Genomic DNA, 22542 nt, shown 5'->3' on the forward strand with positions numbered 1-22542 from the left:
TTCACCCCGTCCGGGCGTTTGGCGGATGGCAGCACTTGGTCAATCCCTGGCGTCGCAGGTCCGTGTGGACGAATGTCGGGACAGCGGAGCTTCTGTCGTTTTTCTCGGCGCGCCTCGCCCCCCACCCCTGCACCCTCCGCGACACTGCCCCCCACCCTCCTTCTCGACATCGCGCGCCGCCTTCCCCTAGGGTTGCGCCCGCTGTCGGCGCGCGCGTCGCCGTCCCCTCCCCCTCCGGAGCGATTTTCCGATGACCGAGACGACAATGTCTTCCGTCCAGCCGAACCAATCCGGCCCCTATGACCTGGTGATCCGCGGCGGCCGGCTGGTCGATCCCGAGACCGGGCGCGACGCGTTCGGCGATGTCGCCATTCGCGGTGGGCGCATCGTCGCGGTCGGCACGGTGGAGCCGGGGGCGGCGCGCAGCATCGACGCGCGCGGGCTGGTGGTGGCGCCGGGTTTCATCGACCTGCATGCCCATGGTCAGTCGGTTGCCGCCGACCGCATGCAGGCCTTTGACGGGGTGACCACCTCGCTGGAGCTGGAGGCCGGCACGCTGCCGGTCAGCGCCTGGTACGACAACCAGGCCGGCAAGGGCCGGGTGTTGAATTACGGCACCGCCGCCAACTGGGTGTTCGCCCGCATCGCCGCGATGATCGGCACCGAGCCGGAACCGGAGCTCGGCTTCATGGGGCGGAGCTCGCATGACAAGCGCTGGGTCGACAATGTCGCGAGCCCGGCCGAGATCGACGAGATCATCGCCCGCCTCGCCGAGGGGCTCGACGAGGGTGGCATCGGCATCGGCATTCTCAACGCCTATGCGCCCGGCGCCGGCGTCAAGGAGCTGTCCGAGGTGGCGAGCCTCGCCGCCCGTTACGACGTGCCCACCTATACCCATGTCGCCTATGCCTCGAATGTCGATCCGAGGAGCTCGATCGAGGCCTATACGCGGCTCATCGGTTATGCCGGTTCCACCGGCGCGCATATGCATATCTGCCACTTCAACAGCACCAGCCTGCAGGATGTGGAACGCGCCGCCAAGCTCGTGAAAAAGGCCCAGGACCAGGGCCTGAAGGTGACGGTGGAAGCCTATCCCTATGGTACCGGCTCGACCGTGCTGGGCGCCGCCTTCTTCGCCGATCCGGCCTTCCCCGAGCGCACCGGCAGCGGTTACGGCGCGGTCGAGATGGTCGATACCGGCCGCAGCTTCACCAACCGCGACGAGATGCTGGCGGCGCAAGCCCAGGATCCCGGCTCGCTGGTGCTCTGGCATTTCCTCGACGTCGAGGCCAACCAGCGCCACCGCGACCTGCTCGACGTCTCGATCCTCTATCCCGGCGGCGCGATCGCCTCCGACGCCATGCCCTGGTCGCTCGCCGACGGCTCGTTTTATGACGGCGACGCCTGGCCGCTGCCGGCCAATGCCTCGTCGCATCCGCGCTCGTCCGGCACCTTCACCCGCTTCCTGCGCCAATGGGTGCGCGAGCGGCAGGCGCTGTCGCTGATCGACGGTCTCGCCAAATGCACGCTCATCCCGGCGCGCATCCTGGAGGAGAGCACGCCGGCCCTGCGGACCAAGGGTCGCCTGCAGGTCGGCGCCGATGCCGATATCGTGGTGTTCGACTATGACAGCCTGACCGACAAGGCGACCTTCAAGCAGATGAACCAGGCCGCCGAAGGCATGCGCCACGTCCTGGTCAATGGCGAGCCGATCATCGCCGGCGGCGAGCTGATCACCACCGCGCGGCCCGGCCGGCCGATCCGCCGGCCGCAAAAGGCCAAGGGCTAGGTCGCATGGCCGTCCCGGTCCTGCTGGTCACCGGCTTTCTCGGCGCCGGCAAGACCACGCTGATCAATCATTTGCTGACCTCGGCCGACGGCCGGCGGCTGGCGGCCGTGGTCAATGATTTCGGCGCGATCAATATCGATGCCGAGCTGATCGCGGGTGCCGCCGACGGCGTGGTCAGCCTCGCCAATGGCTGCATCTGCTGCTCGCTGCAGGGCGATCTGCTGCGCACGCTGAGCCGCCTGCTGCGCCGCGACCCGCCGCCCGACGGCATCGTCATCGAGACCAGCGGCGTCTCGGACCCCGCCGAGATCGTCCAGAACCTGCTCGACCCCGTGATCTGGCGCGAGGCGGCGCTGGAAGCCGTCATCGCGCTCGCCGATGCCCGCGCGCTGACCGACGACCCCGCCATGCTCGACGACGCGTTGTGCCGGGCGCAGATCGCGGCGGCCGATATCGTCGTGCTCAACAAGGCCGACCTGGTGACGCCAGAGGAGCTCGCCCGCGCCCGCGCCTTGCTGGCGCGGATCCGGCCGGAACGGATGATCTTCGACGTGACCGAAGGCCGGATCGCGCCGGAGCTCGCCTTCGGCGCCGAGCCGCGTGGCCCCCGCGAAGCCGGGACCGGCCCCCGCGCCCACGGTTTCTCGACGCCGCGCTTCGAGACGATGAGCTGGACGGCGTCAGCGCCGCTGTCGCTTGCCCGCTTCCAGGCGGTGATCGGCAAGCTCAGCCCCCGGCTGGTGCGCGCCAAGGGGTTCGTGGCGTTCCGCGAGCAGGCCGGCCGGCCCATGCTGTTCCAGCTGGTCGGCGAGCGGGCGACGCTCGGGCCGGCGCCATCGGGCCGCGACGATGCGGCGGCGGTGCGGCTGGTGCTCATCGCCGAGAACGGCAAGCTGGATATGGATGCGACCAAGGCGATGCTGGAGGAGTGTATCGCGCGGGAGGGGTGACGATTTCGGGGTGTATTGCACAGAGGTTAGCCGTCCTTCGAGGCTCGCAAGAGCTCGCACCTCAGGATGAGGAATGTAGGGAATTGCAGTTATGGTGGCGCCAATTACGCGGCATCCGTTGCGACTCACGACCGAGGCTGTTGCAATACTCTCACATTCCTCATCCTGAGGTGCGAGCTCTTGCGAGCCTCGAAGGACGACTGACCGTTGTGCAACGGACCAGCGCGCCAAGCCAAACCATCACCCCCCTACGCTCGGCACCAGTCCACCGCCGCGACCTCGCGGCTGATCCAGGCGCGAAAGGCCCGCACATTGGGCAGGTCCTGTTTGTGCCGGGGACAGACGAAATGATAGGCGCGCCCGGTGCGCAGCACGAGGCCGTAGGCGATCACCAGGCGGCCGGTGCGCAGCTCGTCATAGGCCAGCACGTCATGCGCCAGGAACAGTCCGCCGCCTTCGATGGTCACGTCCAGCGCGTGGTCGGGGCTGCTGAAGCGCAGGCCCCGATCAACGTCGACGCCGGTCACGCCGGCCGCTTCGAACCATTCAGACCAGCCCGGCAGTCCCGTGCGGTAATCGTCATGGACCAGCGGCAGGTGGCTCAGCGCCTCCGGCGTATCGAACGGGCCGTGGGCGGCCATCAGCGCCGGGCTGCACACCGGCACGAAATTGAGGCCGACCAGCTTTTCGACCGCGAGCCCGGCGTCCGGCGGCGCCTCGTTGCGCAGCATGCGAATGGCGATATCGACCCCGTCGGAGCGGAAATCGGCGAGCGCCATGGTTGAGGAAATCCGCACGTCGATATCGGGATGGGCGGCGGCGAAGCGATGCAGCCGGGGCGCCAGCCATTTGGCGGCGAAGCCGGTCGGTGTGCTGACCACGAGCACCCGCTCGTCGCCCGGCGTCTCCAGGCCCGCCACCGCCTCGCGGATCTGGTTGAAGCCGGTCTGCAGGCCCGGATAGAGCTGCTTTCCGGCCCGCGTCAGCGCGATCGCCCGAACCCGCCGCTCGAACAGTTTCAGGCCGAGCAGATCCTCCAGGCCGCGGATCTGATGGCTCAGCGCCCCGGCCGTGACATGCAATTCCTTCGCCGCCCTGGTCAGGCTGAGATGCCTGGCCGCGGCCTCGAAAGCGCGCAGCGCGTTGAGCGGCGGCATCGGTCCATGCATGAGATTACCTCAACCATCAGCTGAGATCTCATCCTTTGTCACGACCCGGTTCGGCCGTCAATCATGAGCCCATCGCGCACCCTGCCCGCGGCCATTCGCGGGTGCCGGCGCCCGAAACCATCCGGAGCCAGGATCATGGCCTATGTGACCCATTCCAGTTTCGACCCGACCGACGACGCCACCGCCGATCACCCACGCGGGCTGCTGGCCAACCTCGGCCACCTGCTGGCGCGGCTGGTCGAGCGGATCACCGAATCCAGGCAGGGCGACAGGGAACGGGCGATCGAAAACCTGGTCATGCGCTCGGGCGGCCGGCTCACCGACGGCATCGAACGCGAGATCGCCCGCCGCATGGCCGGATCGACCTCCAGGCGCGGCTGCTGGTGAGCGCAAGAAGCCCTCTCCCTCCGGGGGAGGGTCGTTTCGTCTGCGCTTTTGCTTTGGGCACGGGTTCGCGGCGCGCTAGCTTGCGCCCGCCAGCGCCCGCTCGACCGCCGCCTCGGCGTGAATGCCCGTGGTGTCGAACAGCGGCACGGCGCTGTCTTCCGGTTTCACCAGCAGCATGATCTCGGTGCAGCCGAGAATGACCGCCTCGGCGCCGCGCGCGACCAGCCGGGCGATGACCGCCTGATAGGCCGCGCGGGAGGCCGGCTCGACCCGGCCCTGCACCAGTTCCTCATAGATGATCCGATGCACCACCGCGCGGTCCGCGGCCTCGGGCACCAGCACGTCCAGGCCGAAGCGCTCGATGAGCCGGCCCTTGTAGAAATCCTGCTCCATGGTGAAGGCGGTGCCGATGAGGCCGACGCGCTTGATGCCCTGGGCCTGGACGCGCTCGGCGGTCGGGTCGGCGATGTGCAGCAGCGGGATGCCGACGGCGGCGGCGACCTGATCGGCCATGCGATGCATGGTGTTGGTGCAGATCAGGAAGAAGTCGGCGCCGCCACGCTCCAGGCGCCGCGCGGCATCGATCATCAGGGCGGTCGCATCGTCCCAGCGGCCGGCATGCTGCAGCGCCTCGATCTCGCCGAAATCGAACGACCACATCAGGCAGCGCGCCGACCTGAGCCCGCCCAGCCGCTCGCGCACCTGCTGGTTGATGATGCGGTAATATTCGGCCGAGCTCTCCCAGCTCATGCCGCCGATCAATCCGATGACGCCCTGCTGCGACACGATGAGGCCTTTTCCGCTGGCTGTTGCTGAATGCGAGTCGGCCAGCAGAATGGCGCGCCGCCGCGTCGGATGGCAACGCGCCCGATCCGGGCAATTCGCGGTCGCTCGTCTTCCCCAGGCTTGGCCCGACCAGGACGCCAACGGCCCGCAAGCCTGCGCCTTCGTCGCCGCGCAGGGCCCGAGGTCCCCGCTTCGTCTTGCCCTGGCTTGTCCCGGGCATCCACGACTTGTGCCTCGTGACCGACCGGGTTGAAGACGTGGATCGCCGGGACAAGCCCGGCCAGGACGACTTGACACGTCCCGGGCCTCATTCTCTCGGAGCGCGGCTTCAAATCCGGCTTGCGCCGTCTAGACTGCGATGACGACAGCTGGACAGACAGGAGAACGCGCAGTGGGCCTGGGTGGCATAGGCAATCTCGACTACACTGTCCTCTTATGTGGCAAGATGGCGGAAACACGCGCCTTCTACCGCGACATCATGCAGTTTCCCATCGAGGTCGATCACGACAACTGGGTCAGTTTTCGCGTCGGCGCGGCCCTCCTGTCGCTCAGGCCACGCGGCCGGTGGAGCGTCTGCGACGACGGCGCCGCGGTGCCCGGATCGGCGGCGGTCCAGCTGGCCTTTCGGGTCGCCCCGCCGGCCGTCGATGCCTGCCATGCCGAACTGGTCGCCAAGGGCGTGCCCATTCTGAGAGCGCCGACGGATCTGCCGAACTGGCGCCACCGCACCCTGTTCTTTCGCGACCCCGAGGACAATATCATCGAGATCTACGCCGAATATTGATCCGGTCGGAACGAGACGCGCAGCGGCCGACCCTGATCTCGCGACCGGTCCTGGAAGCCGCTCGGCCTACCGCAGGCCGCCCTTCAGCCGCATGACATAACCGATGACCTCGGCCACCGCCTTGTAGTGATCCTCGGGGATCGGCTGGTCGATCTCGACAGTGGCGTGCAGGGCGCGCGCCAGCGGCTGGTTCTCGACGATCGGCACGTCGTTGGCGGTCGCCAGCTCGCGGATCTTCAGGGCGATCAGGTCGGCGCCCTTGGCCACGCAGACCGGCGCGGTCATGCCGGTCTCGTAGCGCAGCGCCACCGCGAAGTGGGTCGGGTTGGTGATCACCACGGTCGCTTTCGGCACATTCGCCATCATGCGCTTGCGCGAGCGCTCGCGACGGATCTGCCGGATCTTGCCCTTGATTTCCGGGTTGCCGTCCGACTGCTTGAACTCGTCCTTCAACTCCTGAAAGGTCATGCGCTGGCGCTGGTACCAGCTGCGATACTGGTAGACGTAGTCGGCCGCCGCCAGCACCGCCAGGATCGCCACCACCGCATAGAGCAGGCTGAGGATGATGGTCAGCGTGTGCGGAAGCAGCACCTCGACATCCATACGCACCAGCGAGTCGATCACCGCGCGCTGCGGCCAGACCACGGCGAACATCACCGTGCCGACGATGGAGATCTTGGCGAGGCCCTTCAGGAAGTTGACGAAGGCCTCCTTGCCGAAAATGCGCTTGAAGCCCGCCATGGGCGAGACCTTGGAGAATTTCGGCTTCAGGCTCTCGCCCGACAGCACCAGCCGGTGCTGGATCATGTTGCCGGCGATGCCGGTAAGGAACAGGCCGAGCAGCGGCAGGCCGATGGCCGCGGCGATCGCCAGGCCCAAGGTGACGAACAGGCCCATCAGTCCGGCCCGGTCGACCGAGACCAGGTCGGCATTGGCCATCAGGTTCTTCAAGGGCGCGGTGAGGCTGCCGGCCGAGCCGATGGAGGTGATGGCGACCATCAAGGTCGCGGCGAACAGCATGAACCAGGAGACGAGGTCCTGGCTCTTGGCGACGTCGCCCTTCTGCAAGGCGTCGTCGAGCTTCTTCTGCGTCGGGTCCTGTGTTTTCTGGTCCTTGTCGTCGTCACCCTCAGCCACCGCTCACCTCCGGTTGACCGCGAGTTCGCTGAGCAGGCTCTCCAGATGGCCGGTGTAGTGGACCATCATGACGCCGACGACCAGCAGCAGGATCAGGAAGCCGACACCGATCGAGATCGGCATGCCGACGAAGAACACCTGCATCTGCGGCATCAGCTTGGACAGCACGCCGAGGCCGACATTGAACACCAGCGAGAACACCAGGAAGGGCGCGGACAGCTGGATGCCGACCATGAAGGCCTTGGACATGACGCCGACCAGGAACAGCGCGGCATCGCCCGAACCCGGCAGCACGCCCGGCCTGAGCACGCTGAAACTGCTCGAGATCGCGGCGATCACCAGATGATGCAGATCGGTGGCGAAGACGATCGCCACACCGAGCAGGCTGAGGAAAGTGCCGATGACCGCGCCCTGCTGGCCCTGGGTCGGGTCGACCTGCATGGCGAAGCCGAGCCCCATGGCATTGGCGATGACCACGCCTGCGGTCTGCAGCGCCGAGACCGCGATGCGGCCGGCCATGCCGAGCGTGAAGCCGACGGCGAGCTCCTGGAACAGCACGAGCACGATACCGGCGGGCCGCGCCAGGTCGACCGCATAGAGCGGCCGGTGCAGCGGGAACAGGATCATGGTCAAAAGCACGGCGACGCCCAGGCGCACGCGCATCGGCATGGCGCGTTCGCCCAGGCCCGGCATCAGCGTCATCATGGTGCCGACGCGCGCGAACATCAGGACGAAGATCACCGCGAATTCCGGGGTGAACGAGAAGGTCATCGGGTGAGCCTCCTCTCAGGTCGGGTCCCCTTGAAGCGCGGGATCAGACCTGATTCACCCGCCGGTGACCACCTTGGCCATCACCCGCGTCATGCAGCCGGCCATCAGGTCGCCCATGAACGGCAGGACCAGCAGCATGGTGGCGAAAATGGCGATGATCTTCGGCACGAAGACCAGCGTCTGTTCCTGGATCTGGGTCAGCGCCTGGACCAGCGAGACGGCGACGCCGACCACCAGGCCGACGATCATCAGCGGCGCCGAGACCAGGATGACGGTGAGGATGCCGTCGCGCGCGACGTCGAGAATATCAGCGGGGGTCATGCGTGCTCTCGGGCGGAATGGGTTCAGGTCGAAGCGCTTGGGTTGCGCTGCAGGCCGGTTGGTCGTCCTTCGAGGCTCGCAAGAGCTCGCACCTCAGGATGAGGAATGGAGAGAGTGGCATCAGCGTCGGTGCCGGACGCTCCGCATCCTCGGCGCCTCATAAGCAGGAGTTCTGCAGTTCTCCACGATCCTCATCCTGAGGTGCGAGCCCTTGCGAGCCTCGAAGGACGGCTGACCGCTGAGCAGGCGACCAGCACTTTCGTCAAAAGCCGTAACGCTCAGATCTGCATCCGCATGATTTCGTCATAGGCCTGCACCACCTTGTCGCGCACCGAGACCAGGGCCTCGATAGCGACCTCGGTTTCCGACACGGCGGTGACCACGTCGATGAGATCGGCCCGGCCGGCGGCCATCTGCTGGGCGCGCTGGTCGGTCGTCCGCGTCGTCTGGTCGAGATGCTGCATGGCCGAATTCAGCATGGCGCCGAAGCCGCCCTGGCCGCCGGCCGCGGCGGGACGCTGGGCCGCATTGGGCGAAAACAGCCGCGCGGCGCTGGCATAGGCATTGGCGGCGATCGAGGATGTGGACATCGTCAGGCCTTCAGAAGGTCGATGGTGCGCTGCAGCATGCGGCGCGTCGAGGTGATCACGTTGAGGTTGGCCTCGTAGCTGCGCTGGGCCTCGCGCATGTCCATCGCCTCGACCAGCGAATTGACATTGGGGATCTTGACGTAGCCGCGGGCGTCCGCCGCGGGATGATTGGGCTCATAGCGGCTCTGAAACTCGCCTTGGGCCTGCCGGACCGGGCCGAGCTGGACGGTGGTCGCCTGCAATTCACGGTCGAACGAGGTGCGGAATGTCGGCACCTTGCGCCGGTAGGGATCACCGCCGGCGGTATCGGCGGTCGAATTGGCGTTGGCGATATTTTCCGACACGACCCGCATGCGGCCGGCCTGGGCGCGCATGCCTCCGGTGGCGATGCGAATCGACCTGAGGAAATCCGTGGACATCGGTCAGCTCTCCCTAACGCTTGCCAATCGCCGTCCGGATCAATCCGAGCGAACGCTGGTACAGGCCGGTGACGGCCTGGTAGTCCATCTGGTTCTGGGCGACCTTGAGCATTTCGTCTTCGAGATTGACCCGGTTGCCGTCCGGCGTGGTGACCATTCCGGTGTCGCGCCTGACCTGGAACTGCGAACCGCCCTGCACCGAGCCGGTGATGTGGCGGGCATCGGTGGTGCTGGTGCCGATGCCGGAGCGCGTATTGCCCTGCACGAGGTTTTCGAAGCTCGGCGAGCGCAGGTCACGCGCCCGGTAGCCCGGCGTTTCGGCATTGGCGACGTTCTCGGCGAGCAGCTTCTGGCGATCCTGGTGCCAGCGCATGCGGTCGCGCAGCATGGAGAAGATCGGGATATCGGCGGCTGCCACGGGATTCTCCTCCCCCTTCGATGGGCAAAGAATGCCGGGCACGTGGTTAACGACACGTTAAACGAAAGGCGCTATTAACTTTTGTCACCGTGGATTAACCATCCGGGGAGGTCGCGCCCGGCAAGCCTTGCCGGGCTCGTTAACCTCAACATAGACTTAACGGGCCTGATTGCGCCCGCTGCCGGCATGCATGGGATCGGTTCTGATGAATTTCATATCCAATCTTCTAGGTCCCAATGCGCCGCTCGCGGCGACCTTCATTGTCGCCTTCGCCGTGGTCCTGGTGCTGATCGGGCTGACCGCCTGGGTGTTCCGGCTGGTGCGCGGCCGGGGCCTGGGCATCGGCGCCTCCGCCCGCGGCCGCCAGCCGCGCCTGGCCGTGCTCGACTATGCCGATGTCGATGCCCGCCGAAAGCTGGTGCTGATCCGGCGCGACAATGTCGAGCACCTGATCCTGCTCGGCGGCCCGACCGACGTGGTGATCGAGAACAATATCGTCCGCGGCGTGCCCGTGCAGGCGAGCGCCCTGCGCGACATTCCCGCCGCCGCGCTTCCCGAGCCGGCGCCGGCCCTGCCGGCCACCGGTGAAGCCCAGACGCGGCTCTCCATGCGCGAAGCCGCGCGCCAGGCTGCCGGCGAATTGCCGCCGCCGCCGCCGCGGCCGGTCAATCTCGACAACCCGACGCCGCCAAGGCCCGAGCCCAGGGCAGAGGCAAGGCCCGAACCGCGCCCCGAGCCAAGGCCCGAACCCCGCCCCGAGCCCAGGCCGGAACCGCGCTATGAGCCGCGGCCGGAGCCGCGCGCCGAAACGCCGGTGGTCCAGCCGGTGGCGCCCACCCCGGTTGCTCCGCCCGCCCCGCCGGCGATCCAGCCCGCCCGCGTCGAGCCGAATCGCATCGAAACGAGCCGCATCGAGCCGTCGCGGGTCGAGCCGGTGAGGCCCGAGCCGGTTCGCCCGGCACCGCCGCCGCCGCGCGTCGAACCCCAGCGTCTCGAAACGCCCCGGCCGGTGACGCCCGCCGCGACCCCGGCCATGCCCTCGCCGCCGCCGCGGCCGCTGAACGTCGCCAGGCCGGAGACGCCGCCGCCGGCTGCGCCGTCGCAGGTGGTGACGCCGCAGGTCAAGGCGCCTCCCCCGCCGCCCGCTCCGCCGGCCCGCCCTTCGGCCGCGCCGCCCGACGACATCGCCGCGCGTCTCGAGGCAGCCTTGCGCAAGCCGATCGTGCCGACCTCGGTGATGGCCCAGCGGCCCGCCGAATCGCGGCCACCCGAATCGCGCCCCGTCGAACCGCGGCCGCCGGTCACCGCCGCGCCTCCGCCGGCGCGCGCACCGTCGGCCCCTGCCCCCGCCCCGGCCGCCCCCCCGGCGCCGGCCACCGCGACCCCGGCATCATCCGCCGAGCCGCCGAAGGCCCTGACCGCTTCGGAGAAATCGGTCTTCGACAGCCTGGAAGAAGAAATGGCGGCCCTGCTCGGCCGTGGTCCTGCGGCGCCGAAGAACTGAGCCGGGGATCCGGCGTCGAGGGCCTGGGCCGACTGCGGCCCGGCCGCCCCAACCTGCTAAGCTCACGCCAACGATTCGCGTGAGCGCGGGAAGCGATGCAGCCGAAAACGACAGGACAGGCCTCGGCCAAGGCACGCCGCATCGGCGGGTCGAAGGTTGCCCTGGAGCTCGCCGCTCTCGGCAGCGCGGCGCTGGGCCTTGCCGCCCTCGGCGCGTCCACGGCCCTGGCCCAGGACGTCTCGATCAATCTCGGCCAGGGTGCCGGCGTCAACGAGCGGGTGATCCAGCTGATCGGGCTGATCACCGTGCTGTCGGTGGCGCCCTCGATCCTGATCATGGTGACCAGCTTCGTGCGCATCTCCGTGGTGCTGTCGCTGCTGCGCACCGCCATCGGCACCCAGACCGCGCCGCCCAATGCCGTGATCGTCGGCCTCTCGCTGTTCCTGACCGGCTTCGTCATGGCGCCGGTGTTCCAGCAGAGCTACGACACCGGCCTGAAGCCGCTGATGGACAATCAGATCGACATTCGCCAGGCCTTCGACCGCGGCTCGACGCCGTTCCGCGAGTTCATGATCAAACATGTCCGCGAAAAGGACCTGGCGCTGTTCCAGGAACTGTCCAACGAGCCGGTGCCGGCGACGCCGCAGGAAGTGTCGTTCCGCGTACTCGTCCCCTCCTTCATGATCTCCGAGCTCCGGCGCGCCTTCGAAATCGCCTTCCTCCTGTTCGTGCCCTTCCTGGTCATCGACCTCGTCGTCGCCTCGGTGCTGATGTCGATGGGCATGATGATGCTGCCGCCGGTCACCGTCTCGCTGCCGTTCAAGCTGATCTTCTTCGTGCTGGTCGACGGCTGGAACCTGGTCGCCGGCAGCCTGGTCAGAAGTTTCGGGACTTAGGCAGCCGGCAGACGCGCGAATCAACCCTCTCCCAAAGGGAGAGGGTGGCGCCGTCAGGCGCCGGGTGAGGGGTCGTCCATCTCCGGATGGGGCGTTCTGTACGACGAGCGTCGCGTTCGTCCTGAGCGCTCACGCCCCTCACCCGGCAGCTGACGCTGCCACCCTCTCCCTTTGGGCTAGCGTTCGCACACATCTTTCAGATGGGCCTGAATGCGTCGCCCTTTGAGATCTCGCGCCGGAACCACCATCCTCACCTCTCCCCGGCGGGGAGAGGTCGGCCGAAGGCCGGGAGAGGGGGAATTGTGGCTTCAGAACAACACTTTATGCGTTTCGCATGGTGACGTCTCGTCTCGCGCCTCGCCCCCTCTCCCGACCGCTCGCTACGCTCGCAGTCGACCTCTCCCCGCCGGGGAGAGGTGTGGGCGGTGGTTCCGACGCGAACCTCGAAGGACGGCAAATCGTCGCCTAACGAACTGAAAAGACGTAGATTTCCGAGATGCGTGCGAACGCTAGCTCCCTTTGGGAGAGGGTCGATCTGCCGTGCGCTTCCTCTGCCACTCGCTCGCGCTCGTTGAGGGCAACCCACCAACGCCCTTCCGGGCTGCCCACATTGAAACACAGCGCCGGAAAGCCGCGCCGGACCAATGCCTTGTCGGCTCCGCCTGAACCCGGGGATCAGGACGTGCCGGCCTCGCTCCGGCACGCCGCGTCGCCGATCCGGCTGAACACGTCCTGATAGGGAAAGGTGCGGCGCATGATCTGCAGCCGCTGGCCCGGCTCGCCGACCAGCGACAGGCTGAGCCCGCCTCCGGTCTCCGGACGGAACAGATGGGCCTGCACCGCATGCCGGTCTGCGCCGACGCGCCGGTCGAACGTGCCGGTGAAACGCGACTGCCCGCGCATGCGCGCCGGGTCCGGCTCCAGCCGCATGGCGAGGTCGCCGCAGGCCGTCCCCTCGACGCGCACCCCGCACCAGGCCGCGCCGCAGCGGCTCAGGTCGAGGACCACGCCATATTTGCTGCTCGACCAGCGGCCGGCGAGTTCGTCGGGCGCGGCCGTGGCGGGCCGCGAGGCGGCACTGGCCGGCCTGTCATGGCCAATGGTAAGCTGCAGCATGACCGCGACGGCGAGCGCGCCCAGCACGACGGAGGCTCCGCCCATCAGCCTGCCGGCCAGAACCCCGGACGCCCGGGCACGGGCGCGTGTCGCAATCAGCACGATCGTCCTCGCGGTCATTGTCGCTCTCCTGGTTCTACCTCTTGCGGCCGTCGCTGTCTTGACCGCTCTCGGCCGGCTCGCGCTGCCCTACGAGCTGGCGGTGGTCGATGCCCGCCTGCCCGGCCTGTTCCGGGTCCACATGGCGAGCGCCGCCGGCGCCCTCGTCCTGGTGCCCGCGGCCCTCTTGCTCAGGCGGCGGCCGCGCCTGCATCGGCTCGCCGGCCGAACCGCCGCCGTCGCCATCCTGATCGCCGGTACCACCGCCGTGCCGGTGGCGCTCGCCGGCATCGCCTCGCCCTGGGCCATGGCCGGTTTCGTCGCGCAGGCGCTGGCCTGGCTGGGTTTCCTGTCTCGCGGCTACGGCGCGATCCGCCGCCGCCAGGTTCAATCCCACGCCCGGGCGATGCTCGCCGTGACCGCGGTCACATCGGCGGCGATCTGGCTGAGGCCGGCCATGGTGCTGGCGCGTCACGCCGACTGGCCGTTCGAGACCGCCTATGCGGTCATCGTCTGGGCGTCCTGGCTGGTGCCGCTCGCCGTGGTGGCGGTGGGGATCGGCTGGGCGCGCAGGCGGAGGTGAGTGGATTCGGCCTTGGGCGCGCGGGGATCGGACCGCATCGAAAACCGCGAACGAATGCCCTTGCGGGCAGGCACCCTTCGAAACTTGCTCCAGAACCACCAACCCACCTCTCCCCGGCGGGGAGAGGTGAAGAGGTGCGAGTACGGCATTGCGCATCGCTGCGCCCATTTGCCCGAAATGCCGGGCGGCCCCCTCACCGCCCGCGCACGGGCGGGCCTCCGCTCAACCCTGGCGCGGCGTCCGCGCGGCGTCGGCCGAGCCTGGCGCGGGCGCCGCCGGCCGGCGCTGCTGGCCGGGGGCTTCGGAGGGGTAGCGCTCGCGGTAGTTCTGCAGGAAGGCGTCCAGCGTATCGCGGTCGGCGATCGAGCGGGCAATCTCGCGATATTCGACGCCGCGCGCCTCGATCGGCGCGGTCACCACGTCGAAGGCGCGGGCATCCGGCGTCGCCGCCATCACCGTGCGCCAGCGTCCGCGCAGCCGGTCGAGGCCCAGCGTCTCGTCGCTCAGGGCATAACCGATGGCCGCCCGCAGCAAATGGCGCCGTTCGTCATCGTTCAGCGCCGCGTTGCCGCGCCGCGCCGAGACCCATTTCTCGCTCTGCTCGGCGGATTCGCGATAGCGCTGCGCCGACCACAGGATGTCGGCGCGCAGCATTTCCGATTCCTGGCTCTTGACGTCGCCCAGCAGTTCCAGCGCCTGATCGGGCCGGCCGGCATCGGCGAGCGCCCGGGCTTCGAGCAGATAGCGCTGGACCCTGAGTTCCTCGGGCAGGTCGGCGAGCCGGGTGGTCCTGAGCGCCTGCAGGGCCGCGGCCGGCTTGCGGTTCATCAGATGCACCACGGCGAGCCGCGCGGCGACCTGCGAGCGCGCGGCGCCGGTCAGCCGGCGGTCGACCTGGTGCTGCAGCAGCGACGCGGCCTGGTCGAGCAGGTCCATATTGGCCAGCCGGTCGGCCAGCCGCCGGATGATCTCGTCGCCGCGCCGGCCCTGGGGCGTCATGTCGCGAAAATCGTAATAGAGCGCCAGCGCGTCGACCGGCTTCATGGCATCGGCATTGCCGTCGAGGAACAGCGCCTCGAAATGGCGCGCCACATCGTCCTGCATGCCGCGCACGGCCTCCGAGCGCGGGAACACCTTCATGGCGTTGCGCATGGTCGAGAAGGCGTCGCGGAACCGGCCCTGCTCGGCATAGAGCTTGGCGAGCAGTGCCAGCGTGCGCGCTTCCACGTCATCGCCGCGCCAGGCATAGCTCATCACCTCGAGCTCTTCGGTGGCAGCCTTGCCGTCGATCTCGCCGAGCCGGTAGCGCAGCGCCAGATGACGCTCGTCGGCATCCGCCCTGACCGGCGCATCCGGACCGCGCGACGCCCGCGCATAGGACATCAGCGCCTCGCGATCCTGGCCCTGGGCTTCCGCGAGCCGGCCGCGCAGCAGCGCGAACCGCTGCTCCGCCTCGGGGGGCACGCCGAGCTCCTGCAATTCGTCGAGACGGCGAGCCGCCCGCTCGACCGCGCCGGCGTCGAGCGCCGCGCCGACCGCTCCGGTCAGGATGTTGCGCGCGAACGGCGGCGGCAAGGTGCCGACCGGCGTTTCGCTGGCCTCGAAGGCTTCATGGGCCTCGCGCGAGCGGCCGTCGAGGGCGAGCGCGGCGGCCCGCCACGGCACCACGTCCGGGGAAGCGGAAATCGCCGGGTGAGCCAGATCGCGCAAGGCGTCGGCCGGGCGGTGCATCATCACCGAGACGACGCCGCGCAGGCCCTGGATCGAGCCGTCCTCGGCGACCCGGCGGTCCTGCCGGAGGATCGTCTCGATCACCGCGCGGGCCTCGGGCCAGCGCTGCTGGGCCATGTAGAAGCGCACGAGGTCGAGCCGCCGCGGCGTGCGCTGCGTGTCGTGAACGCTGGCCGCGCCGGTGATCAGGTCGGCCTCGCGCTCGCGGAACGGCGCCTTCTCGTCGACCGCCCACAATTCCAGGTCGAAAGCGATGGCGCGCGGCCGGCGAACCGAGCGGATCGGCGGCTGCGGCCGGGCATTCTCCGCCGTCAGCATCAGCCCGCGCGGCCGCCCGACATTGACCCGGTCGCCCTCGATGGTCACGGCGACATCGTCGGCGAGCGGCTGGAACACCAGGCCGTGGCTGCCGGCCAGCGCGGTGAATTCGACCATCTCGTAATTGCGCAGGAACGACCGCGCCGGTCCGGCGCCGGTCACCACGATCAGCTCGTCACCGGCCAGCGGATCGCTCAGGCGGTGCACCGAGCCCGCGCCGGCGAATTCGGCGGACGCGATCAACCGGTCACCGATGCCGCTGGCGCGCGTCAGGGCCACCGGTCGCGGCGGTTCCAGGACGGTATCGGCGAGCGTCACGATCCAGGCGGCGCCGTCGCGGCCGGTCGATGCCAGGCTCTGCCGGTCGAGGCCGATGCGGATCGCCGTGCCGTCGCGTGAGCGGGAGGCATCGACCGAGGTGAAGGCACCGATGGCGTCCGACTGCAATCCCGCGAGGTCGATCGGCTCGCGCGCGTCGAACACCAGCCACAGCGTGTCGCCGCGCTGGAACACCGCGCCCGGCGTCTCCTGATTGAACGGCACGAGGATACGCACGGTGCCGCCGGCACGCCGGGCCTGCAGCATGACCGGACCGCCGGCGCGAGGCGCGGCGACCATGGGCGGCACAGCAGCGCTAGCCTGCGCCGGCGCCGGCGCACGGGCGGGAGAAGGCGCGGCTTGCGGCGGGGCCGCCGGCGCGGCGGGCTGAGCGGCCGCCTCGACGTTCAGCGGCGCGACCGGGGCGGTCTCGACCCCGGCCGGGGCCGGCGCGGGAATGACCTCGGAAACAGCGGGCGGACGGGTCTCGCCGCGCGCGGCCGCCAGCCGCGGCGCAGGCGTCGCGGGGTCGAAGATCGGGATCGGCAGGCCATTGCCCGGCAGGTTGACGACCGCCGGCGGGCTCGGCGCCGGGCGCGCGTCGCTGCGCGGGGCCTGAGCCATCGGCATGGTCGGGCGCGGATCGCGCATGCTGAGGTCGACCACATAGGTGCCCTCCTCGCGAAACGCCCGGACGTCGGCTTCCGGCTGCACGGTCAGGCGGATCAGCAGCTCGTCGGTTCCGGTATTGGCCTCGATCTCGGAAACGAAATGCGGCAGGCCTTCGCGGGTCTGGCGCAGATCGGCGGTGAACGGCTTGCCGACCCGGATGCTGAGCCGGTCGCCGGCACGGTCGAGCGAGACGCCGACGGGCTCCGGCAGGGTCAGCACGAAGCGGGTGAAGGTCGGGTGATTGCCGACCCGGACGACGACAGGCGGCATGACCCGGGCCGCCCGTTGGGTTTCGGCCAGCTGGGCACGCCGCTCGGCGTCGCGCGCCCGGCGCGTCAGGTCCTCGACCACCTCGGCCGGCAAGGCCGGAGGCGCGCCGCGCCAGCTGTCGGGCAGCATGTCGACGAACAATCGTTCGCCCGCCTCCATCGAATTGACGGTCACCCGCTGGGACAGCGCGAAACGCAGCGACCGGCCGTCGGGATCGCGGCGGACCGCCGAGACATAGCCGGCCAGCCGGGTCGACAGCGCCTCGGTCTGCAGCGCGACCGGACGGCTGAAGGTGACGATCAGCACGCCGCCGCTGACCTTGACCTCGGAGGGCACCTGCTGATTGAAGCCGAAGACGATGCGGGCGTAGCCGCTATCGGTCGCGGCCGAGATATCGGCCTTGGCCGGCAGCGGCGGCGTCGGTGCGGGCTGGGTCGTGGCCTGGGCCTGCGCCGAAGGCGGCGCTGCCAGCAGGCATAGCGGGACGATCAGGCAGAGCTCCGCCAGGACGGTGGCAAAGCGCCCCCGTGTCCGCCCCCCGATGCCCTCGGCGTTCCCGTCCATGGGTCCGCTACTCGCTACGCTTCGCCAGCCACACGACCCCGGCGTCCGGCTACTTCATGCGACCGGTCGAGCGCATCATCGCTTTGGGCTGTTAACAGGCCGTTTCGCCAATCGCAGAGAAGCGCCTCAGCGTGTTGGCCGGCCTTCGATTTTCGGCAATTCGCTGGCCGGAACCTGGCGCGGGTCGGCGGCAGCCTGCTGGCCGGGGCGCCGGGCGAGTTCGATGGTCAGGCGCTGCGCCGGGGCAGCCTGCATCTGCGCCAGGATGTCGGCGAGCTTGGGCGGCCGCATGGCACGGGCCACCTCGACGAGCACGGTCAGTTCGAGCGTGTCGAAAATGCGGGCGGCATCCTTGGCGCGCATCGTCTCATACATGCTGACGAAGCCGCGGAAGCGCTGCTGCTCGGCCTCGTCGCGCCGCTGCTCGAGCCCGGCGATGCGGCTTTCCAGTTCCTTCAGCTCGTTGGCGCGCTGCTCCAGCCGGCGCTCGGCGGCGCGCAGCAGGTTTTCCCGCATGTCCATTTCACGCTGGCGGCCGTCCAGCTCCTGGCGGCGCTCCTGCAGCCGCTCCAGGATGGCGCGTTCCGAGGCCGAGACCTGCGGCGGCTGCGGCAGGGCGAGATTGGGCGGCGCGGGATGGGCCGGCGCGGCGGCGGGCGCCGGTGGCGGCTGCGGCGGCGCCGGCACCGAACCGGTGGTCAGCAGGCTGTCCGGACCGGGGATCGCGCTCGCCGCGCCGCTGTCCTGGGCGTAGACGACGCGCGGTCCCGGCGGGCCGACATCGCCGCTGATCAATCCGACCGCCTTGAGGAACAGCAGGCTCCCCGCGGCGACGGTGACGATGGGCAGGAGGCGCAATTCCTTCATCTCGCCTCCTCAGGCCGCCCGGGTGTTGACGCGTGCCGCGAAGGCATTGGCCGCGGCCAGGGTCGAGGCGGCGCTGGCATGGGCAGGGATGCCGCTCGGCTCGCGCGCGGCGACCGTTACCGGCACCACCGGTTCGACCTTCGGAGCATTGTCGCGCACCACCGCGGCCGTGCGCGCCGCCGCGGTGATCCGCGCGACACGGTCGACCACTTCCTGGCCGGACTTCACCTCGCGCTCGATCTCGGCGACGAAGCGCTCGGCGGTGCGCAGCCTTTCGCCCAGCGTGCCGTCGCATTCGCGCACCGTCAGCTTGAGCCCCTGGATGGCACGCTCGGCGATCTCGGTGGCGGTGATCAGCTCGGCAATCGTCGCCTTGAGCGATTGTTCGTCGGAGCGCAGCCGGAGCAGCCGCCGGTTGAGCACGACGCAATAGCCGATGGTCACGGCCAGCAGGCCAGACACCATGAGCTCGACGATCAGCGAGACGATGAAGCTGGACATTAGAGTTCCTGGCCTCCGGAGGTAATCTGCTCGAACTGCGTCAATGTCGTCTTGGCGCGCCTGAGCGGCCGCTGCACCCGCACGGCCACCTTGTCGCCGACCCGGCCCATGCGCCCCTCGGTCAGGGTCTGGTCGCCGCAGCGCACCTTGACCAGCGCATCCGGCTTCATGTCGAGCACCAGCGTGTCGCCGACCTTCAGGTTCATCAATTGGCGCAGCGGCAGGTCCGCCTCGTAGAGCACCGCCTCGACCGCCGTGCGCGCCTGGAAGATCTCGGTCGACAGGTGGCCTTCCCAGACCGGGTCGCGGCCGAGCTTCTCGCCGACGAAGGTCTGCATCAGCCGGTCGCGGATCGGCTCGATGGTGGCATAAGGCAGGAGGATCTCGACCGAGCCGCCGCGCTCTTCCATGTCGATGCGCAGGCGCACCAGGATGGCGGCGTTGTTCGGCCGGGAGATCGCCGCGAAACGCGGGTTGGTCTCGAGCCGGTCGATGCGGAAATTGACTGGCGAGATTGGCCGGAACGCCACTTCCGCATCGGCCAGGATCACCTCGACCATGCGCTTGACGAGGCCCATTTCGATGGTCGTATAGGGCCGGCCTTCGACGCGGATCGCGGTGACGCCGCGGCGGCCGCCGAGCAGCACGTCGATGATCGAGTAGATCAGGCTGGAATCGATCGTCGCGATGCCGAAATTGTCCCATTCCTCGGCCTTGAAAATGGTCAGGATGGCCGGCAGCGGGATCGAGTTCAGGTAATCGGCGAAACGCACCGCGTGGATGCGGTCGAGCGAGACTTCGACATTGTCGGAGGTGAAGTTGCGCAGCGAGGTCGTGAGCAGCCGCACGAGGCGGTCGAACACGATGTCGAGCATCGGCAGGCGCTCGTACGCGACCATGGCCGAGTCGATGATGGCGCGAATGCCGCCATTGTCGGTCAGCGCCAGATCCTCGACCGAGAAGCCGAGGAGATTGTCGATTTCCTCCTGGTTGAGGATGCGCTCGGCGCCGCCCTTGGCGGCGCTGGCATGGGCAACGCCGTCCTCGCCGAGCGTCGCCCAGTCTTCGGCCGCATCGGTGCCGGTGGCGCCCTGCTCTTCGAGCGCCATGCCCCATTCGGCGGCGAGGGCATCCTGGTCGATGTCGTTGGCGGCGGCCATGGGTCTAGGCTCTCGTCACTGCACGATGATTTCGCGGAACAGCACGGCATTGACCCGTGCCGGATGAACCGCGGTATTGACCCGGCGGGTCAGCTCGTCGCGCAGGCGAAAAATGCCCGCCGATCCCTCGATATCCGAGGGCCGGACTTCGCGCAGGTAGAGCTGGAAGGCGTCGACCACGCGCGGCATGACCGGCTTGATCTGGTCGGCGGTCTTGGCATCGGCCACCTCCAGCGCGACCTTGACGCGCAGATATTGCGCGCGGTCCTGGCCGACAGACAGGTTGACCGTCATTTCCGGCAGATCGAGGAAGGCCACCGTGCTCGGCGCCTGCGCCGCCTCGGCCTGATGCGCGGCGGCACGCGGCTTCAGCACGAAGAACCAGCCACCGGCGCCGGCGACGACCAGGGCGAGCGCCGCGCCGATCAGCACCATCTTCTTCTTGGAGCCGGCGGGGGCGACCTCGCCCTCCTCGCCGTCTTCGACGGCCGCATCGGCTTTTTTCGGTTTCATTGCCATGACTTGCGCCCGCCAGACTCACTGTCCGGACGATGTCGTCGCAATGGTTAACAGCCCGTTTATTTTCGTTAACGCGCGGCAAGAATTGCCGGGTCGTTCGCGCTTCGGCGGCGCTTTCTGCCGGGCTTATGGTTACCCAAATCTCTCGATAAGTGGTTGATATTGCTTGAACGAGCGAGTTGGCACAGGTCCTGCGATGACTGGGATGGGCGCCACGTCGTTTGGGAGAACGACCGACGCGCCCGATCTGGGGAGCAGCCCGCGCGCCAAAGCCTTGGGAGAGGCGATGTGCGAGCCGGCCAAAATCTGGGACTGGCCCGATGGAGAACGTATCTCTCGTCGGCCTCTCGCGGCAGGTCGCCCTGCAGCGGGAGCTGGACGTTATTGCCAATAATCTCGCGAACTTGAACACCACGGGGTTCAAGAGCGACGAGGTCGTGTTCCAGGAATTCATCTCGCCGACCGCCCGCGACGACACCTTTCAGCGCGGCGCCGACCGGCGGACATCCTTCGTCTGGGACCGCGCGACCGCGACCAATATGCGCCAGGGACCGATGGAACCGACGGGCAATGCGCTCGATGTCGGGCTCGGCGGACGCGGCTATTTCGTGGTCCAGACGCCCGAGGGCGAGCGCTACACCCGCAACGGCTCGTTCGAGATCAACGCCCAGGGCCAGCTCGTCACCAAGCAGGGCTACCAGGTGCTGGGCGAGAACGGCCCGATCGCCTTCGACCAGGCCGACAACGGCATCACCATCACCCGCGACGGCACGATCAGCGCCCGTGGCGCCACCGCCAACGCACCGGCCGGCCAGCGTGGCCGCCTGCGCGTCGTCGACGGCAACACGCCGCGCGCCATGGAAAAGGCCGGCGACAACCTGTTCAGCCTGCGCGGCGGTGCTCAAGCCGCCAGCGTCGCCATCGGCAATATCGATGTGCGCCAGGGCTTCATCGAGAAGTCCAACGTCACCCCGGTGCTGGAAATGTCCCGCATGATCGAGGTGACGCGCGCCTATACCTCGCTCGCCTCCAGCATCGAACGCCACGACCAACTCCGCCGCGATGCGATCCGCTCGCTCGGCAACCCGTCAAGCTGAGGAGCCTGATCCATGCGCGCCCTCCACACCGCAGCCACCGGCATGATGGCCCAGGAGCTCACTGTCGAAGTGATCTCCAACAATATCGCGAACATGCGGACCACCGGCTTCAAGCGCCAGCGGGCCGAATTCCAGGACATGCTCTACGACCAGCAGCGCCGCGCCGGCATGCAGAACTCGCAGCAGGGCAATGTCCTGCCGGTCGGCATCGCCATCGGCTCGGGTGTCAAGCCGGCCGCGACCTCGCGGGTGATGAGCCAGGGCAACATCCTGCCGACCGAAAAGGACTACGACATCGCCATTCGCGGCGAAGGCTATTTCCGCATCCAGCTGCCCGACGGCCGCACCGGCTATACCCGCGACGGCTCGTTCGAGCTGAACGACCAGGGCCAGTTGGTCACCGTCGACGGCAACCTGGTCGATCCCGGCATTACCATTCCCGCGACCGCCCGCGCGGTCACCATCAATCCGTCGGGCCTCGTCCAGGTGCAGTTGCAGAACCAGGTCGCGCCGCAGACGGTGGGCACCATCCAGCTGTCGCGCTTCATCAACAAGGCCGGCCTGGAATCGATCGGCGACAACCTGTTCCTGGAGACCGCCGCGTCCGGCCAGCCGACCACCACGGCGCCGAATGTCGACGGCATGGGCTCGCTGCTGCAGAAGAACCTCGAACAGTCGAACGTCACGGCGGTGTCCGAGATCTCCGACCTGATCGCGGCCCAGCGCGCCTATGAAATGAACGCCCGCATCATCTCGGCCGCCGACCAGATGCTGCAGTCCACCGCCCAGATCATGCGCTGAGGTCG

General features: G+C 68.7%; 23 protein-coding genes. 9 read left to right on the forward strand and 14 right to left on the reverse strand.

All coding sequences use genetic code 11. The features are described 5' to 3' along the window. Positions 1-250: 250 nt before the first annotated feature. Both AC07WJ_RS28025 and AC07WJ_RS28030 read left to right on the forward strand, forming a co-directional pair. The gene (locus tag AC07WJ_RS28025; protein ID WP_494937988.1) at positions 251-1789 is read left to right on the forward strand and encodes an amidohydrolase family protein; all 1539 of its coding nucleotides are present in this window, start codon (positions 251-253) and stop codon (positions 1787-1789) included. Positions 1790-1794: 5 nt separating this feature from the next. Next, positions 1795-2739 (forward strand): CobW family GTP-binding protein, encoded by a 945-nt coding sequence (locus AC07WJ_RS28030; RefSeq protein ID WP_494937989.1) that lies wholly within the window; start codon positions 1795-1797, stop codon positions 2737-2739. Between the two features lie 248 nt (positions 2740-2987). On the opposite strand, the gene gcvA is transcribed toward AC07WJ_RS28030, so the two are convergent. Next, a complete protein-coding gene (gcvA, locus tag AC07WJ_RS28035) occupies positions 2988-3908 on the reverse strand; it encodes a transcriptional regulator GcvA (protein ID WP_494937990.1) in 921 nt (306 codons plus the stop codon). Positions 3909-4043: 135 nt separating this feature from the next. On the opposite strand from gcvA, the gene AC07WJ_RS28040 reads away from it, so the two are divergent. Further along, positions 4044-4295 carry a hypothetical protein gene (locus AC07WJ_RS28040; RefSeq protein WP_494937991.1) on the forward strand — a complete coding sequence of 84 codons (252 nt, stop codon included), beginning with the start codon at positions 4044-4046 and terminating at the stop codon, positions 4293-4295. 75 nt (positions 4296-4370) lie between these two features. Here AC07WJ_RS28040 and AC07WJ_RS28045 read toward each other — a convergent pair whose 3' ends face one another. Then, complete coding sequence (locus AC07WJ_RS28045) at positions 4371-5081, reverse strand: aspartate/glutamate racemase family protein (RefSeq protein ID WP_494937992.1); 711 nt, start codon at positions 5079-5081, stop codon at positions 4371-4373. Between the two features lie 391 nt (positions 5082-5472). On the opposite strand from AC07WJ_RS28045, the gene AC07WJ_RS28050 reads away from it, so the two are divergent. Then, positions 5473-5865: a VOC family protein gene (locus AC07WJ_RS28050; protein WP_494937993.1), complete on the forward strand. Its 393-nt coding sequence runs from the start codon at positions 5473-5475 to the stop codon at positions 5863-5865. Between the two features lie 66 nt (positions 5866-5931). On the opposite strand, the gene flhB is transcribed toward AC07WJ_RS28050, so the two are convergent. From flhB to flgB, 6 genes are all read right to left on the reverse strand, one after another. Beyond that, complete coding sequence (gene flhB, locus AC07WJ_RS28055; protein ID WP_494937994.1) at positions 5932-7002, reverse strand: flagellar biosynthesis protein FlhB; 1071 nt, start codon at positions 7000-7002, stop codon at positions 5932-5934. A 3-nt stretch (positions 7003-7005) separates the two neighbouring features. After that, positions 7006-7773 carry a flagellar biosynthetic protein FliR gene (gene fliR / locus AC07WJ_RS28060; protein ID WP_494937995.1) on the reverse strand — a complete coding sequence of 256 codons (768 nt, stop codon included), beginning with the start codon at positions 7771-7773 and terminating at the stop codon, positions 7006-7008. A 54-nt stretch (positions 7774-7827) separates the two neighbouring features. Next, the gene (gene fliQ, locus AC07WJ_RS28065) at positions 7828-8094 is read right to left on the reverse strand and encodes a flagellar biosynthesis protein FliQ (RefSeq protein WP_494937996.1); all 267 of its coding nucleotides are present in this window, start codon (positions 8092-8094) and stop codon (positions 7828-7830) included. A 278-nt stretch (positions 8095-8372) separates the two neighbouring features. After that, positions 8373-8684: a flagellar hook-basal body complex protein FliE gene (gene fliE / locus AC07WJ_RS28070; protein WP_494937997.1), complete on the reverse strand. Its 312-nt coding sequence runs from the start codon at positions 8682-8684 to the stop codon at positions 8373-8375. Between the two features lie 2 nt (positions 8685-8686). Beyond that, entirely contained in the window at positions 8687-9103 is a 417-nt protein-coding gene (flgC, locus tag AC07WJ_RS28075; RefSeq protein WP_494937998.1) for a flagellar basal body rod protein FlgC, read from the reverse strand. Between the two features lie 13 nt (positions 9104-9116). Then, positions 9117-9521, reverse strand: a complete 405-nt coding sequence (gene flgB, locus AC07WJ_RS28080; protein WP_494937999.1) for a flagellar basal body rod protein FlgB — start codon at positions 9519-9521, stop codon at positions 9117-9119. Between the two features lie 205 nt (positions 9522-9726). On the opposite strand from flgB, the gene AC07WJ_RS28085 reads away from it, so the two are divergent. Then, positions 9727-11025 (forward strand): flagellar biosynthetic protein FliO, encoded by a 1299-nt coding sequence (locus AC07WJ_RS28085; RefSeq protein WP_494938000.1) that lies wholly within the window; start codon positions 9727-9729, stop codon positions 11023-11025. 95 nt (positions 11026-11120) lie between these two features. Next, positions 11121-11921 carry a flagellar type III secretion system pore protein FliP gene (gene fliP / locus AC07WJ_RS28090; RefSeq protein WP_494938001.1) on the forward strand — a complete coding sequence of 267 codons (801 nt, stop codon included), beginning with the start codon at positions 11121-11123 and terminating at the stop codon, positions 11919-11921. 675 nt (positions 11922-12596) lie between these two features. Here the strand turns inward: fliP and AC07WJ_RS28095 are convergent. Further along, positions 12597-13157: a hypothetical protein gene (locus tag AC07WJ_RS28095; protein ID WP_494938002.1), complete on the reverse strand. Its 561-nt coding sequence runs from the start codon at positions 13155-13157 to the stop codon at positions 12597-12599. A 40-nt stretch (positions 13158-13197) separates the two neighbouring features. Here AC07WJ_RS28095 and AC07WJ_RS28100 point away from each other — a divergent pair, with 40 nt between their 5' ends. After that, positions 13198-13719, forward strand: coding sequence for a DUF2306 domain-containing protein (locus AC07WJ_RS28100; protein WP_494938003.1), 522 nt, complete (start codon positions 13198-13200; stop codon positions 13717-13719). A 222-nt stretch (positions 13720-13941) separates the two neighbouring features. On the opposite strand, the gene AC07WJ_RS28105 is transcribed toward AC07WJ_RS28100, so the two are convergent. From AC07WJ_RS28105 to fliL, 5 genes are all read right to left on the reverse strand, one after another. Next, the gene (locus tag AC07WJ_RS28105) at positions 13942-17592 is read right to left on the reverse strand and encodes a tetratricopeptide repeat protein (protein WP_494938004.1); all 3651 of its coding nucleotides are present in this window, start codon (positions 17590-17592) and stop codon (positions 13942-13944) included. Positions 17593-17718: 126 nt separating this feature from the next. After that, on the reverse strand, positions 17719-18459 hold the full coding sequence (locus tag AC07WJ_RS28110) for a MotE family protein (protein ID WP_494938005.1): 741 nt from the start codon (positions 18457-18459) through the stop codon (positions 17719-17721). A gap of 9 nt (positions 18460-18468) precedes the next feature. After that, complete coding sequence (locus AC07WJ_RS28115) at positions 18469-18960, reverse strand: DUF6468 domain-containing protein (RefSeq protein WP_494938006.1); 492 nt, start codon at positions 18958-18960, stop codon at positions 18469-18471. Next, a complete protein-coding gene (gene fliM, locus AC07WJ_RS28120) occupies positions 18960-20120 on the reverse strand; it encodes a flagellar motor switch protein FliM (RefSeq protein WP_494938007.1) in 1161 nt (386 codons plus the stop codon). Before fliM ends, AC07WJ_RS28115 begins: the two co-directional genes overlap by 1 nt. A gap of 15 nt (positions 20121-20135) precedes the next feature. After that, on the reverse strand, positions 20136-20639 hold the full coding sequence (gene fliL, locus AC07WJ_RS28125; protein ID WP_494938008.1) for a flagellar basal body-associated protein FliL: 504 nt from the start codon (positions 20637-20639) through the stop codon (positions 20136-20138). Positions 20640-20959: 320 nt separating this feature from the next. Here fliL and flgF point away from each other — a divergent pair, with 320 nt between their 5' ends. Both flgF and flgG read left to right on the forward strand, forming a co-directional pair. Then, a complete protein-coding gene (gene flgF, locus AC07WJ_RS28130; RefSeq protein WP_494938009.1) occupies positions 20960-21736 on the forward strand; it encodes a flagellar basal-body rod protein FlgF in 777 nt (258 codons plus the stop codon). A 12-nt stretch (positions 21737-21748) separates the two neighbouring features. After that, positions 21749-22537, forward strand: coding sequence for a flagellar basal-body rod protein FlgG (gene flgG, locus AC07WJ_RS28135; RefSeq protein ID WP_494938010.1), 789 nt, complete (start codon positions 21749-21751; stop codon positions 22535-22537). Positions 22538-22542 lie beyond the last annotated feature (5 nt).

Source organism: Phreatobacter sp. GW821-FHT04C01 (assembly GCF_059420385.1).